We start from the raw sequence: 13,911 nt of genomic DNA on the forward strand, positions 1-13,911 counted from the left end.
GTGATTAGTTTGAATAATGAATTATGACAGTCGAAAATACGAAAGAGTTAAACATATGTCGAGTCGAAATACGGAGGCCGAGAGTAAAGTGATGAATCATAACAATAAGAGAAAAGAGATCCTTGAATTTTGTGAAAAAGCAGTAGTTGCTGCAAATGAGATACAATTAAATGTGGACCATCACGTTATTATAAAAAAGATGGCCCAACAAATAAAGAATAGAGTAGAAATTATAGAGGAGTTATGTTCTGTTGAGAAGTACAATTTGTACTTCAATGGAAAAGTGGGTTTGGGTAAATCGACTACGATTTGTAATCTTCTTAACTTGATCGATTCAACAAAATTATTAGAAGATAGCCGTATAAATCAACCTCTATTGCTGAAAACAGGAAGTGGCCGAACAACAGTTTGTGAGACAAAAATTATTCCAAACTCAAATAAAAGTTATATCGAAATTGAGAAAGTTGAAAGCGATGAATTTGAGAAATATTTGAACGAATTTTGTAAGTGGTTAGATGGAGAAGTTTCGGATTTCTCAGAGGAAGAGAGTCGTGTAATAAAAAACATGTGTGAAATTCCACTTAAGTTAAAAACCTCTGATGAAGTTAACGAATTCCTTAAATCGTTGACAGACAATAAGTTCAATTATTTATTGAATACAATCGCTTATAAAGAGCGTGTGGATACTGTTTTTAATTTTCCACATGACGAGAATGATTTTAATGTTTGGCTTAAAAACACGTATGAGAGCATCAATGATGGGAAAATCAAGTCATGTCCGATGCCCTCTAAAATTTTAGTGTATATATGTGAAGATGATCTTAAGTTAAACTTACCAGAATTTATTGATTCTGTGATCGATACACGAGGAATAGATGGCGTTGGTGAACGGTCAGACATCCAGAAATATTTAACATTAAACAATAGTATTTCTTTAATGTGCGACGAGGTTAATGGCTTTGGTGGAAATGAATCAATATTATCTATACTCAAGCAGGTTCTAATTAAAGAGAATAAGGATATTAAATATAGAACGATTCTTCTTGGGTTGGAAAAAGGCAGAGAGCTTGACAATATAACTGATTTTGAAGGCAATAGATCGGAAGGGATGGCAAGTAAACTATCCCAAGCACAAAAAAAGTTCACCGATAACAGTGTGTACTTTGAAAATAGAAATATGTTCTTTACCAACTCAGCACCTGGTTTAAGTATTCAAGATAGTATAATTACCAAAATTGATCTGAAAAAGAGAGCAGTAGAACAAGAGAAGTTTTTCAAGGATCTAAGAGAAGTCCTAGAAAGGATGTATGCTAATTACTATGAAGAGGTTTGTGATTCTTTAAAAACTCTTAATCAATTAGCGAATGGAAAAATAACACAGAAGACTATTGAGAAGTTTATTAGTTGTCGAAGGTTTATTGAACAAGGAAAAGAAAAGGCTGCAATGAATAGTAACAATATAGTTAAGCGGTTCGAAGAGGCCACATTAAAGATATATCATGCATCTCTTCGTGGTGCTGTAAATCATAATGGAATTGGAAGAACTGCCGATGTTTATGCCACTTTCCAAAGATGTGGTGGGGAGGAATTTTCTGAAAGGTGTCATAATCAAAAAGAAGTTATTTTGGCGTTAATTAATGAAACCTTCGAAAACTGTGATGAGATGGAATTAACATGTTACCAATCGATTATTGATGAAATCAATAAAGTATATTCAAGATTGTATACTAATTCAAGAAATGAGCATTATGATCGTACTAGAGGAAAACTTTATAATGATACTTCTTGGTCTGCTCCAAAAGAATATTGGGGAGACCGTATTGGCAGTTATAATAAGAGAGTTACAGAGGACATTATTAAAGAAATTAAAAAACAACAAATTGATGCAGAATTAATCAACTTGAATATTGAAATGAATTTCTTTGATGAGATTTTAGAATTTTTAAAGATTTCCTAGGATATTTTCCTTTGGTGGCAATCAAAATTATGACGCATCTCGCCTGTTATTCGAATGGATGAACTGATCTGAGTATTCAAACCAAATTACTATAATATGAGGTATTATCGACATGAGCTTTGTATATTCACTCGATACAAGTAGAAGCAAGGTTTCGGATGACCAAATCGGCCCTATAATGGCAAAATTTAATCATTTGTTGTACAAGGAAACAGGGTTAACACTTGCAAATGTTGCATATACACATGAGCAAGCTATTGAAGCACTTTTTAAATCCAAAATGTTTGTTGGGGAGATTTTACTTGAGCAGGTGCTCTGGAAGAACATGACTAGTGAAGAAAAAGCAGTAACTTTGATCAAGTTCCTGAATGAGATTGAAATTGCCAATGAGGAACTTATAATAGTTGACAACTTCCTTTTCCCGAATAGAGCAGATGATGATTATTTGGATTTTCTCATAAGAATATTGAATGAATCAAAAGTAAGATCACTGAAAATAATTACGCTGCCTTCGTTTAATAAAGATTTATTTGCTGAATTTGAGAAAAGAATAGCTTCATCGAATATAATGGTTAGATTATACACCACAGAAGAATTTCATGATAGATTCTGGTTGTCGAAGGTCACACAGAAGGGTTTTAAAGTTGGTCCATCCTTAAATGGTATAGGTAAAAAGATTGGAACTATAGAGCACCTTGATCAAGATGATTTTCAAGAAATTCTATCAGAAGTGAATAAATTAACAAACTAAGTAACTACAGAATTTGTGGCTAGAATTACTACATATAGAGAACTCGGGGCGCTGCTCGGGTGACATCAAAACTGTGACTACACCCGTAGAAGCCTATGTGGCGTTATCTTCGGACAGGGGTTCGACTCCCCTCGTCTCCAGTACCCTGTCCGAGAAATCGGATAGAAAAAAAGGCACAATCTCACCAAAAAAGATGAGGTTGTGCCTTTTTCATTTAAAACACTTTTATTAAACTAACGGGCAGGATAACGCAACTTACTCGAATGGTATTTATATTAGCAATTTGTTTTACGGTTAGTATCTGATCCGTAAATTCCGCCGAAAAGCTGCGTAGAATCTTCTACTCCGGCTTCTTCTGCAACCATAGTTATTAATCCTGGAGGTCCCCCTATTACAGCGAAATAGCCATCCTTAGACGCCGGATCCAATCTGCGTCTTGTGTGCTATCAGCTTCCGCTAAAATGAGGGGACAGGCAGGGAGAATGACGGATAAATCGAGTCAGCATCATGGCAATTTCGTCCGGGGGAAGCGTTCGACCGGTTATGAACCAATGCTGAATCAACCCGAACTGGCCAGTGCCCAGATAAGCAATGATATAACCGGCTGGTTGATCAGACCAACTCGAATCGGGGTGATCTTTCTTAAGACTTTCGTACAATCGGGTTCCGACAAGGTACTGAAGCCGCTCTCTGAATTCGATGGGAGCGGAGGGATGAAAGACAGCCTTGAAAAAAGAAGCATGATGTTGCAAATATCGAAAGGCTTCGGCGATAGCCGGGAAAGGCGATCTCTCATCCGAATGCTTAAACAGATCACCCAGCTGAATGGGCTCGAATATATCCAGCAAGCCACGCATCCACTCCGTTTGCTCAATCAGGTCGTAAATATCTTTGTAATGCAAATAAAAGGTGCCGCGGTTGATACCAGCTTGTTGCGACAGATTCTTAACGGTTAACTCCTTGATCCCCTGATTTTTTAGGATGTCCAACAGTGCATGTTCGATGAGCTTGCGGCTACGAATCGCCCGCAGATCCGTATTTCCCTCCATTATCCATACTCCTTTCTAACGTAATGTACAGTATTTCTACAGTGTTCCTTATTGAACAGATCGGCTGTAATGTTGATTGTTCCGAACGATTGGGCTTATTATAATATACCCCATGACGCATATCAACACGTGTTCATTTGAAAGGAGAAGGGTACTTATGCAATATCGAGATTTAGCGCGCACGGGGATTAGCGTGAGTCAATTTGCCCTTGGAGGGGGCGTTTTCGGAGCGCTTGCCGGCAAAGAAGAGGGGAGCCGCATTATTGACGAAGCACTGGACGCCGGCATCAATATGATCGATACTTCCAACCGTTATGGAGACGGAGAATCGGAAAGAATCATCGGCGAAGCGATTAAGGGCAGGCGGGAAAAGGTGATTCTGGCAACGAAATTCGGGGCTGAACCGAATGACGAGCGGAATCAAAGCGGCGTTTCTCGCCGCTGGGTTCGGCAAGCGGTCGAACAAAGTCTGCTACGGCTGCAAACGGATTATATCGATCTTTATCAGTTGCACCGTCCGTTTGGGGACGTTGCTTTCGAAGAAATATTGGGCGTGTTAAGCGATCTTGTCCAAGAAGGCAAGGTCCATTATATCGGCACTTCCAACCATCAAGCTTGGCAGTTATCAGAATCGCAGGCAGAGAGCGAGCGTCGCAACTTGCAGCGGTTTGTCAGCGAACAATCTCCATACTCGATTCTTAACCGAAGCATAGAGATGGACATTGTCGAAGTCGCTCGGCGTCACGATTTTGCTTTGTTGACATACAGTCCGCTGGCAGGTGGTCTACTGACGGGCAAGTACGCGTCCGGTAGCGTGGCGGAGAGTGGGTCGCGAGCGGCACTATTAAAGGGAGCGGTCGGCCGCATGCTCGATCCCGAATTGCCTGAAAATGCGCAAAAGTTCGCGATCATCGAAAAGTTGAAGCATGTAGCCGACCAAGCAGGAATGCCGCTGGCCCATATGGCTGTAGCGTTTGCCCGGACCCATCCGGCTGTCACTTCAATTATTGTGGGGCCGCGCACATCAGAGCAATTGAGACAATATATAAACGGAGCGGATCTGACACTTAGCCCCGATCTACTGGACGCCATAGATGCGATTGTGCCCCCCGGGAGCAGAATGGACGGTCAAAATTCTGCTTGGACACCGGAATGGCTGGATACTTCCCGGCGAAGACCTTAAAGATAAGGTCTGATCAGCAGCCCAGTCCAACGACTGGTGCTGCATCAGCCCTTATTCTAACAAGAGAGTAATAATAAACAATGGCAGTCAAAGCACGGCTGCCGTTTTGTTGATTATTTCGAAAAGTATTGATTAAGCTATCGGGTAACGATAGTTCAACACCAAAACGGCTGCCGCGGGGCAGCCGTCATTGCGCTAACTGGCAGATTAGTTTTAATCGTTATAGTCAGTTATGCTATGATTGAAATAGTTTGCATGTATCGCCTGTAGTGGTGACTTATAAAAAGATAGGGAGAAATGGAATGAGAAAAATTGTGGTTGGATGCAGAAAGAGTGCACTTGCGTTGACACAAACGGAACAAGTAATTTCCGATTTGACACTGCTTAGCCAAGCGCACGGAATGGAATTTACGTTCGAGTTAAAAAAAATAGTCACCAAGGGTGACCTGATTTTGGATGTAACATTGTCTAAAGTGGGGGGTAAGGGTCTTTTCGTAAAAGAGATTGAACAGGCCATGCTTGACAAGGAAATCGACATGGCGGTGCACTGTCTAAAGGACATGCCCTTCGATCTTCCTAGAGGCCTTGTAAATGGTGCCGTTCCAAAACGTGAGGACCCGCGCGATTGTCTGATCTCTATCAGCGGCGCCGGACTTAAGGATTTATTGTTTGGTGCGCGTGTAGGTACCAGCAGTCTGCGGCGATCGAGCCAAATAGCGGCACTACGACCGGATCTTATCATTGAGCCGTTACGGGGGAATATTGACTCACGTCTTCGTAAGTTAGATAATGGTGAATTTGACGCGATCATCTTAGCAGTCGCGGGACTTAAAAGGATGGGCTGGGAAGACCGTATTACTGAAGTTCTATCTCCAGAAACGTTCTTGCCTGCTGTCGGGCAAGGTGCTCTTGGTATTGAATGCCGTGAAGATGATACTGAGTTAAGGAAGTTGCTGGACTTGTATAATGATCCACAAACAGCTCTGGAGGTAACTGCGGAGAGAGCATTTCTCGGGGTATTGAACGGTGGATGTCACGTGCCAATTGGTGCATTTGCAGTATTGAATCAAGCTCTAAAAAGAGATGCAGAAACAACTGAACATAGTCTACAGCAGATTTCGTTAACGGGAATGGTGGGAAAACCGGACGGCTCCATTATACTTAGAGAAACCTATACTGGGGAATCCCCTATACAAGTAGGTGAAGATGTAGCAAAATTACTGATCGGCAAGGGAGCTGAGAAAATCTTGGCTGAAACATCGTTAAGCTAACGGGTACGATAGTTCAATAACAATGAGGATATCAGCACAAATCTCTGGGCAGAATACGTAGATTAGCGCTAAGAACCAGCACAAAATTTGTTTGTATGGGGGAGCCTCATAATAAGTACTTTCTAGGTAAAGACTCCCCTCGTCTCGATGTATGTGGCGGGATAGGGGCTCAACCTATAATGGGATACGCTGTCTAGTCTCCGCTTGGGGCTAGCTGAAGAAGATAATATCAGGTTCAGCAGCTATTAGATCAAGCTGAATACTTTGAAACGCTGGAAGAATGTTTCGGTCATTAAATTGACTTTGATCGAACGTTCGATTATACTGTGTTCATGAAAAATAAAACCGATAACAAAATGGAACTCATCTATCAAACAACCATTGAGCTTCTCAATGAAATAGGTCTGTCCGATATCTCCATGTCCAAAATTGCGAAGAGGGCAGGCATCTCTTCATCATCTATTTACTTTTATTTTGAAAGTAAAGAAGACTTGCTGATTAAACTATATTTTAACCTCAAGGAACAAATGCATCAGATGATGTTTAAAGGTGTAACGGCAGATATGCCAGTCAAGGATGGTTTTGAGAAGATATTACGTAATTATTCCAATTATATTATGAACAATAAAGCTAACTTTCTGTTGATGGAACAGTTTCTTGACTCACCGTTTATACGCAAAAGCTGTAAAGATCAAAACGGTGGTGTATTCAAGCCGATGTATGCCTTATTCGAGAGGGGGGTCAGGGAAGGTTTATTCAAGGACTCGGAAACGAATCTTTTGGTTACTTACTCCTGTCTGCCATTTGTCCAAATGGGGAAAGAATATATAAATGGCGAATATGAATTCAGTTCTGCTAATATCGAGAAAATGGTTCAAATGAGCTGGAATGCTATTAAAGCATAGGCAGCACATTTTTTTGAAAAATATTGATCGAACGATCGATATATTTTTTTGATCCAAATTGATCGATCGTTCGATAAAATTTTAATCTAAATTGATCGATCGTTCGATAGAAAGGAGGTGAATGTTCGTATGCTTGCTACCAAAGGCCGAGGGCATCCTGATGCCTAGGAAAACCTGTTGAAGAATTGATTTTTTTATTCAGATTCAATATCAATATTCTTTAAGAAATACAGACGGGGAGACTAGCGTTCATGAAGAACTATAAGTTGATTATTTATTTTCTTGCACTAGGTGCGACCGTGGTCGGTACAGCCGAATCGATTATTACTGGAATTCTTGACATGCTTGCCTCAGATATAAATGTGTCGATAGGTCTTGCCGGACAATTGGTTACCATATATTCCATTGGCTACGCAGTGGGTACGCCGATTCTGATTGCGTTCACCTCAGGGCTCGATCGGAAAAAGTTACTATTGATGGCATTATGTATTTTCGTTATCGGTAATATCGTCGCTGTTTTGAGCCCTAATTTTGCATTACTTATGATTTCCCGGGCTGTCTTAGGAGTAAGCGCAGGCGTTTTCGCCGTAGTTGCCTTGGGTGTAGCCGCACAAATGGCTCCGCCGGAGAAAAGAGGAAGCTCGATCGGTACTGTCTTAATGGGAACAAGTCTTGCACTCGTCGTCGGTCTTCCTTTAGGAACTTTGATCGGGGAGTATATGGGATGGCGCTGGATCTTCGCTATTCTTGGCTTAATCACCTTGATAACGATTGTTGCCATCGCAAAAGCCGTTCCAAAGTTATCCGGTCAAGAAGCGATTCCGCTGTCTAAACAACTGGCCGTACTCAAAAAATTCAAAGTAATAAGCGGTTTGTTAACCTCTTTATTCTTTATTACAGGTTACTCTGTTGTTTCTACGTATTTAGCTCCGTTGCTGCGCGAAAACGCAGGTCTTAACACCAATACGATTAGCCTTGTCTTGTTAGGCATGGGACTAATGGCTGTTGTAGGAGCACGTGTAGGAGGCCACGGTGCCGATAAATGGGGAATTGCTCGTACTCTTATTGCAAGTCTGCTCCTTCATGTGATGGCCCTGTTCTTTCTTCCGATTGCTGCCGTTACCTTTGCAGGCGCCTTGTTTATACTCGCCCTTTGGATGCTTGGGGCTTGGACAACGGCCCCAGCACAGCAGTTTAATCTGGTTACTATGGCTCCTCAATCAACCGATATTATTTTGAGTTTGAATTCCTCTGCATTCCATCTTGGTGTCGCCGTGGGAGCAGCTCTAGGTGGAGTGGTTGTCGAACAACTCTCGCTATCATCAATTGGTTGGGTCGGAGGACTAATCGTATTGCTTGCAACTGTATTTGCATTGATTTCGATTGCTTTGAAAAATAAACAGAATGTAGCTGAACAGCTCAAAAGCGTATAAGAAATAGATATCGAATATGCAAAGCATACCGTATTGTGATTTCAACATTGAACATGAGGAGTGATTTTTATGGAAAAAAGAGCGCTTGGATCAAGCGGGTTGGAAGTATCTGCTCTGGGATTAGGCTGCATGACCATGTCCGACTTTTACGGTAGCGACCGGGATGAACAGGAATCCATACGGACGATTCATCGATCATTGGACCTTGGTGTGGGCTTCTTGGATACCTCAGATATGTATGGCGTCGGAGAAAATGAAAAACTGGTGGGTAAAGCGATTAAAGATCGGCGTGACGAGGTCGTTTTGGCTACCAAGTTCGGGGTAGTACGCGACAAATGGGGGAGTTCCTGGGGATATAACGGAAGAGCGGAATATGTTAAGGCTGCCGCCGAAGCAAGCTTGCGCAGATTAGGCGTTGACCACATCGACCTGTATTATCTGCATCGTATCGATCCCTATACACCAATTGAGGAGACTGTGGGGGCGATGGCTGATTTGGTGAAGGAAGGGAAGGTTCGTTATATCGGCCTTTCAGAAGCCTCGCCAGATATGATACGCAGAGCACATGCAGTTCATCCAATATCGGCAGTGCAAACGGAATATTCCTTATGGTCCCGAGACATTGAAGACGAAGTTCTTCCTACCCTCAGAGAGCTTGGCATCGGTTTTGTAGCCTACAGCCCGCTTGGACGCGGGTTCCTAACCGGTACAATTCAACGATACGAGGATTTGGGGTACGATGATATAAGACGGAACTTCCCTAGATTTCAAGTACAAAACTTACAGAAAAACCTTCAATTTGTTACACGGATTCAAGAGATGGCTGCTGAAAAGGGATGCACCGCACCTCAATTGGCGCTGAAATGGATATTGATGCAAGGCAGCGATATCGTACCTATTCCAGGAACGAAAAGAAGAAAGTATTTGGAGGAAAACATTGGATCTTTGCAGGTTGAGCTTACGGATTCGGATCTTAGACGTATTAATGAAGTAGCGCCGAAAAACGTTGCAGCAGGACATCGGTAATTACAGGAAATGAAGGAGGATCACTATGACTGAATCCACAGACTTTGAGATAGGCATCAATACCTTTCTAGAGACCTCGCCTGATCCTGTAACGGGCAAGAGGATCAGCCATCCCGAGCGGATTCGGAACGGGATCGAAGAGATCGTTATTGCCGATCAAGTCGGTCTTGATGTGTTTGGAATCGGAGAGCATCAACGGTTTGATTATGCCTCTGAATCGCCAGCCGTGGTGCTTGCTGCGGCGGCAGCTTTAACCAAGCGAATTCGGCTCACAAGTGCCGTTACCGTTCTTTCCTCGGACGATCCGGTTCGCATATACCAATCTTTTTCTACTCTTGACAGCATCAGTAATGGCCGGGCAGAAATTATGGTAGGTCGAGGATCCTTTATTGATTCGTTCCCGTTGTTTGGCTATAGCTTGAATGACTACAGCGAATTGTTTGAAGAACATCTTGAGTTGCTTCTAAAGATTAGAGCTTCGGAAAAAGTCACATGGCGAGGCGGTCATCGCCCAGCGATTGATAATCTCGGCGTCTATCCGCGATCCGTCCAAGACCCGCTTCCGGTGTGGGTTGGATCTGGAGGGCGCCCGGAATCGGCGATTCGGGCTGGAACGCTTGGATTACCCATCGTTTTTGCCATCATTGGCGGGATGCCGGAAAGATTTGCTCCGTTAGTTGAATTGTATAAAGAAGCTGCCGCCAGAGCTGGTCACGATATAAGTAAGCTTAGAATTGCGACACACTCGCACGGCTACGTTGGAGAAACAACAGAACAGGCTGTCCAATTACACCAACCTTACACGGTAGTTCAAATGAACGAACTTGGCAAAGTGTTGGGATGGCCGCCATACAGCCGTGCATCCTACGATGCTGCACGGAAGATCGATGGTGCCCTCTATGTCGGTGATCCTGAATATGTCGCGGAGAAGATTCTTCTCATCCGCAAAAATCTAGGAACAAACCGGTTCTTCTTACATCTCAATATCGGTACGTTGCCACATCGCGAAGTCTTACGCGCCATCGAGTTGTTTGGCACCCGCGTTGCACCGATCGTTCGAAAAGAGATTGCACGAGAGAGCAAGCAAACAACCATTTAAAATATCCTTCCCCACGGGGGAGTCATGTATAAGTGAGTTTAGATGCGTATGACACTAAAGTCAGCGATTGACGAAAATGATGCTACATCAAAGGAGCCTGGAGTCGCCTTGAAGTTAGATCATCATGTTGAACTTTCTCTTCCTCCTGTTAGAGCCGGATTTTCAGATGATGGTCGTCTTGCTGTGCGAGTAGGGTCTGATTTTCTGGTAGGCGATATATTTCTTGCGGATATTCTGGAAACGATTATTGCAAATGAAAGTTTCGTATATATGTATTTGAACGAGGATGTGTTATCTCTATGTGATTTGTTGCTGAAGTCAGAACTGATATTATTATCTGAACGACTTAAAGAACATTTTGCTAAAACGATCAACCATCCAGTTGACCCTTTCCAGCTCGAAGGGATTGTCAGATTATTGGGTCTTGACGCCGCTTCATTAAGTAATGAAGCTAATAAAGATCTTTTGCTTGAGGATTTAAATGATTTATTGGTGAGACGATTCGGTATAATTTCCGACACAGGCAAGTATAGAGAGTCCTTTGGCTTTAACAGAGCTTTAGAGATTGTTAATGAAGGAACTGCACACTCGACACTGAAAGTTACATTGAATAAGAATGAGGGCGTACTTATGTTCCTTGACTCTCATTTTAAAGCAGAAGTCGTTTCTACGTGCGGAATTTCAGCGATAGGTGCATCCGAGACGGTTACAGCCATTGCCAAAACGATAACGGCATTTGAACGTATCATTCCTCAGCTTGGAATGTACTATGCTTTATCTCAAGCTCAGATCGCTTTGCTTCGTTTAGGATGGGGATCAGAGGACTTGAGAGTAAGCGATAGCGTATTAAAAAACTGGATTAGCGATGTTACCGCAAAGCTGGTACCTACAAGGAGAATGCCTAGCGAAACCACGATTTTATATTTCATGAAGGCGACTTTAGCGGATGGTTCCGAGGTTAATGGGATGTGGCCCAATACATTATCAGCCGATTTATTTTACAACCTCGAAAGCGGTCGTGTAGAAAAATATGTTTCCGAGCATGAACATTACTTGGAACTGAAGGATGGAAAAAGATTCACCATTGCTAACATTGCGGATGGTGGAGTATCCGTCAGAGCCGTTTCGGACAATACTGCTGATACGCATCATATCCTTCATTTCTATAACGATACCGAAAGTTTGGATAAAGGTTTACTATTAGCAGGTGCAGACCGTACAGTTTCTTTACTTGGAAAAATAAGCGATACAGACAGCCCTTTTAAAACAGTGCATTTGAGAGCCCCTCGAGGCAAGGAATTTAAATTTGTCATGTGGGGATCAAATAATTTTGATGTTTATTTAGTAGAAGAGGGTCAAGGCGGAGTTTATACCATTAATGATACTTTGAGCAGTTAAATCTAACATATTAAGAAATCTCCGTTGCGTGAGCGCGGGGAGGCGAACCCACCGCAACTTGGTGACGGCATCGTCTTGCGAATCAATTTGCTGGTCCGTTTGGTACGGATAGGTCCGTTGTTCCTTTCAGATCTGCTTACGGCCTGAGGGTACTATCGCAGGCGTCTTCGGTTTTATTGGCTCATAGGTCCGCATATTAGGCGAGACGTCTGGTCGGACAAGATGCGATAAGTTGTTCTTCGTTTCTTCTTATCGGTTCGGATGCCCTTACCCAAGGCGTCCTTTACGGGGGCTCCCTTTTTTATCTATTTGACCCGCAGGCAAATCAAGTGAGTAACAGAGGTTTAGAGTGAAAAATACGCCCGTTATTCAACAGGTAGATCAGGTAAGGGCTACTCCGAATTGCCTGCTACGTACATGACTCATATGGCAGATCGAGCTCGCCATAGTTCGTTCTATTTGCTTGGGTTGGCGATCCTTTGGAGAACCGTTGCTCCTTCGAAGAGGGTGACGGGTACAGTACCTTATGATTTTAAGTTTCTCGGAAGAGGTCTTCATAATAATATCCCTCCGATTTTTAGAGACCCGACGTTATCGGATCTTTAGAATTAGAGGGATATTTTTTTGGTAATTATACCAATTGTAGTTACCTTTTTACCGCTAATTTCCGATGGGAGACTCAACGAAGAATGCAAGCAACAATTGCATATCCTTACACAACATATTGCAAGAGTACATAATGATAATGATAGGGAAATCTACGAGATTGCTCTTGATTTGTGGAATAAAAAGAGATAGCGTTTAAAGGCTTAAGTCTCCTCACGAGAAAGCCCAATTTCTAATTAAACGAGATATGATCGACACGGATCGTTTGCTTGCTTGAACGAAATCTACCTGGAGATACACCCGTTGACTTGCGGAACACTTTATTAAAGTAGTTCTCGTCCGAATACCCCGTAAGCCGTGCGATTTCGCTCAAATTGAGCTTGGTATGACGAAGCAGCTCCATCGCTTTTTCCATGCGGATTTTTGTTAAATACTGCATAGCGGTTACGCCGCATGTGGCGTGAAACAGCCTCGAAAATTTGTACTTGGAGATGCCAAGCGACCGGCTAAGTTCTTCAATGCTGTTGATGACCGCGTAATTTTCATGAATGAGCTTTAACGCTTTGACAACCACTTCGGGCCAAGTATCCGGCGAAGCTTGATTATATTTCAGGGACTGGTAAACCTCCATGACAAACTGGGCGGCCAAGCCCGATGCTTTGTAGCCGTTGGTGATGGACTTTTTGCTCGCTTCCAGATAAATGTGTTCCAATGTGCGAATCACCGGCGTGTCAGGGACGAAACGAATGACGGGACCCGAATGATTGTGGACCGCGGACCAGCACTCCAAAGCTTCCGGCCCCATCAAGGTAATAAAGATAAACTCCCAAAGCTCACTGTCTTCTGGAAGATAGTATCGGTGGTCGGTTCCGGTTACGACTAGAAAGGCGGAATGTTGTTCGAGCGGGTAGGTTTGGGTTCCGATGCGAATTTCCCCTCTCCCGGCAAGCGTGTATTGGAAAATGCATTGATGGTTGGTAGCCCTCTGCAATCCATCCCAATAGTAATTCTGATTCCTCTTTTCCCAGCCTACGTAAACGATTTCAGCAAATGGCGTCGTTGGACCATCCTTGAATTGAAAACCGAAAACACTCATAGCGCATCCCCTTGCAATTTTTTACCCTTTTACGATAATTCATTACCATTGAGGTCCAGTTAAATCTATTATAATATTCAACTTGTGCAAGGCAATACATAATGTAAATATTCAAATTTTGCTGCAATTTTTTCCAC

Annotated in this window: 11 protein-coding genes; 9 read left to right on the top strand and 2 right to left on the bottom strand. The window is 42.7% G+C overall.

Annotated features, from left to right (window positions below; all coding sequences use genetic code 11):
* Positions 1–88: 88 nt before the first annotated feature.
* Together B1728_RS32915 and B1728_RS32920 are read left to right on the top strand one after the other, a co-directional pair.
* On the top strand, positions 89–1,957 hold the full coding sequence (locus B1728_RS32915; RefSeq protein WP_144028091.1) for a hypothetical protein: 1,869 nt from the start codon (positions 89–91) through the stop codon (positions 1,955–1,957).
* A 112-nt stretch (positions 1,958–2,069) separates the two neighbouring features.
* Positions 2,070–2,708 (top strand): hypothetical protein, encoded by a 639-nt coding sequence (locus B1728_RS32920; RefSeq protein ID WP_079914662.1) that lies wholly within the window; start codon positions 2,070–2,072, stop codon positions 2,706–2,708.
* A 446-nt stretch (positions 2,709–3,154) separates the two neighbouring features.
* On the opposite strand, the gene B1728_RS32925 is transcribed toward B1728_RS32920, so the two are convergent.
* A complete protein-coding gene (locus B1728_RS32925) occupies positions 3,155–3,757 on the bottom strand; it encodes a TetR/AcrR family transcriptional regulator (protein ID WP_079914663.1) in 603 nt (200 codons plus the stop codon).
* A gap of 157 nt (positions 3,758–3,914) precedes the next feature.
* Between B1728_RS32925 and B1728_RS32930 the strand changes: the two genes are divergently transcribed.
* The 7 genes from B1728_RS32930 (at position 3,915) to B1728_RS32960 (ending at position 12,072) form a co-directional block, all read left to right on the top strand.
* Positions 3,915–4,940 (top strand): aldo/keto reductase, encoded by a 1,026-nt coding sequence (locus B1728_RS32930; protein ID WP_079914664.1) that lies wholly within the window; start codon positions 3,915–3,917, stop codon positions 4,938–4,940.
* A gap of 302 nt (positions 4,941–5,242) precedes the next feature.
* Positions 5,243–6,211, top strand: a complete 969-nt coding sequence (gene hemC, locus B1728_RS32935) for a hydroxymethylbilane synthase (RefSeq protein ID WP_079914665.1) — start codon at positions 5,243–5,245, stop codon at positions 6,209–6,211.
* Positions 6,212–6,543: 332 nt separating this feature from the next.
* A complete protein-coding gene (locus B1728_RS32940) occupies positions 6,544–7,116 on the top strand; it encodes a TetR/AcrR family transcriptional regulator (RefSeq protein ID WP_256865608.1) in 573 nt (190 codons plus the stop codon).
* Between the two features lie 251 nt (positions 7,117–7,367).
* A complete protein-coding gene (locus tag B1728_RS32945; RefSeq protein WP_079914667.1) occupies positions 7,368–8,549 on the top strand; it encodes an MFS transporter in 1,182 nt (393 codons plus the stop codon).
* Between the two features lie 69 nt (positions 8,550–8,618).
* Positions 8,619–9,575, top strand: a complete 957-nt coding sequence (locus B1728_RS32950; protein WP_079914668.1) for an aldo/keto reductase — start codon at positions 8,619–8,621, stop codon at positions 9,573–9,575.
* Positions 9,576–9,600: 25 nt separating this feature from the next.
* Entirely contained in the window at positions 9,601–10,674 is a 1,074-nt protein-coding gene (locus B1728_RS32955; protein WP_079914669.1) for an Atu2307/SP_0267 family LLM class monooxygenase, read from the top strand.
* 42 nt (positions 10,675–10,716) lie between these two features.
* Positions 10,717–12,072, top strand: a complete 1,356-nt coding sequence (locus B1728_RS32960; RefSeq protein ID WP_079914670.1) for a hypothetical protein — start codon at positions 10,717–10,719, stop codon at positions 12,070–12,072.
* Positions 12,073–12,910: 838 nt separating this feature from the next.
* On the opposite strand, the gene B1728_RS32965 is transcribed toward B1728_RS32960, so the two are convergent.
* Positions 12,911–13,774: a helix-turn-helix domain-containing protein gene (locus tag B1728_RS32965; RefSeq protein WP_079914671.1), complete on the bottom strand. Its 864-nt coding sequence runs from the start codon at positions 13,772–13,774 to the stop codon at positions 12,911–12,913.
* Positions 13,775–13,911: the final 137 nt, after the last annotated feature.

This window comes from Paenibacillus sp. 32352, from assembly GCF_002042965.1.
Taxonomy (GTDB): domain Bacteria; phylum Bacillota; class Bacilli; order Paenibacillales; family NBRC-103111; genus Paenibacillus_S; species Paenibacillus_S vulneris.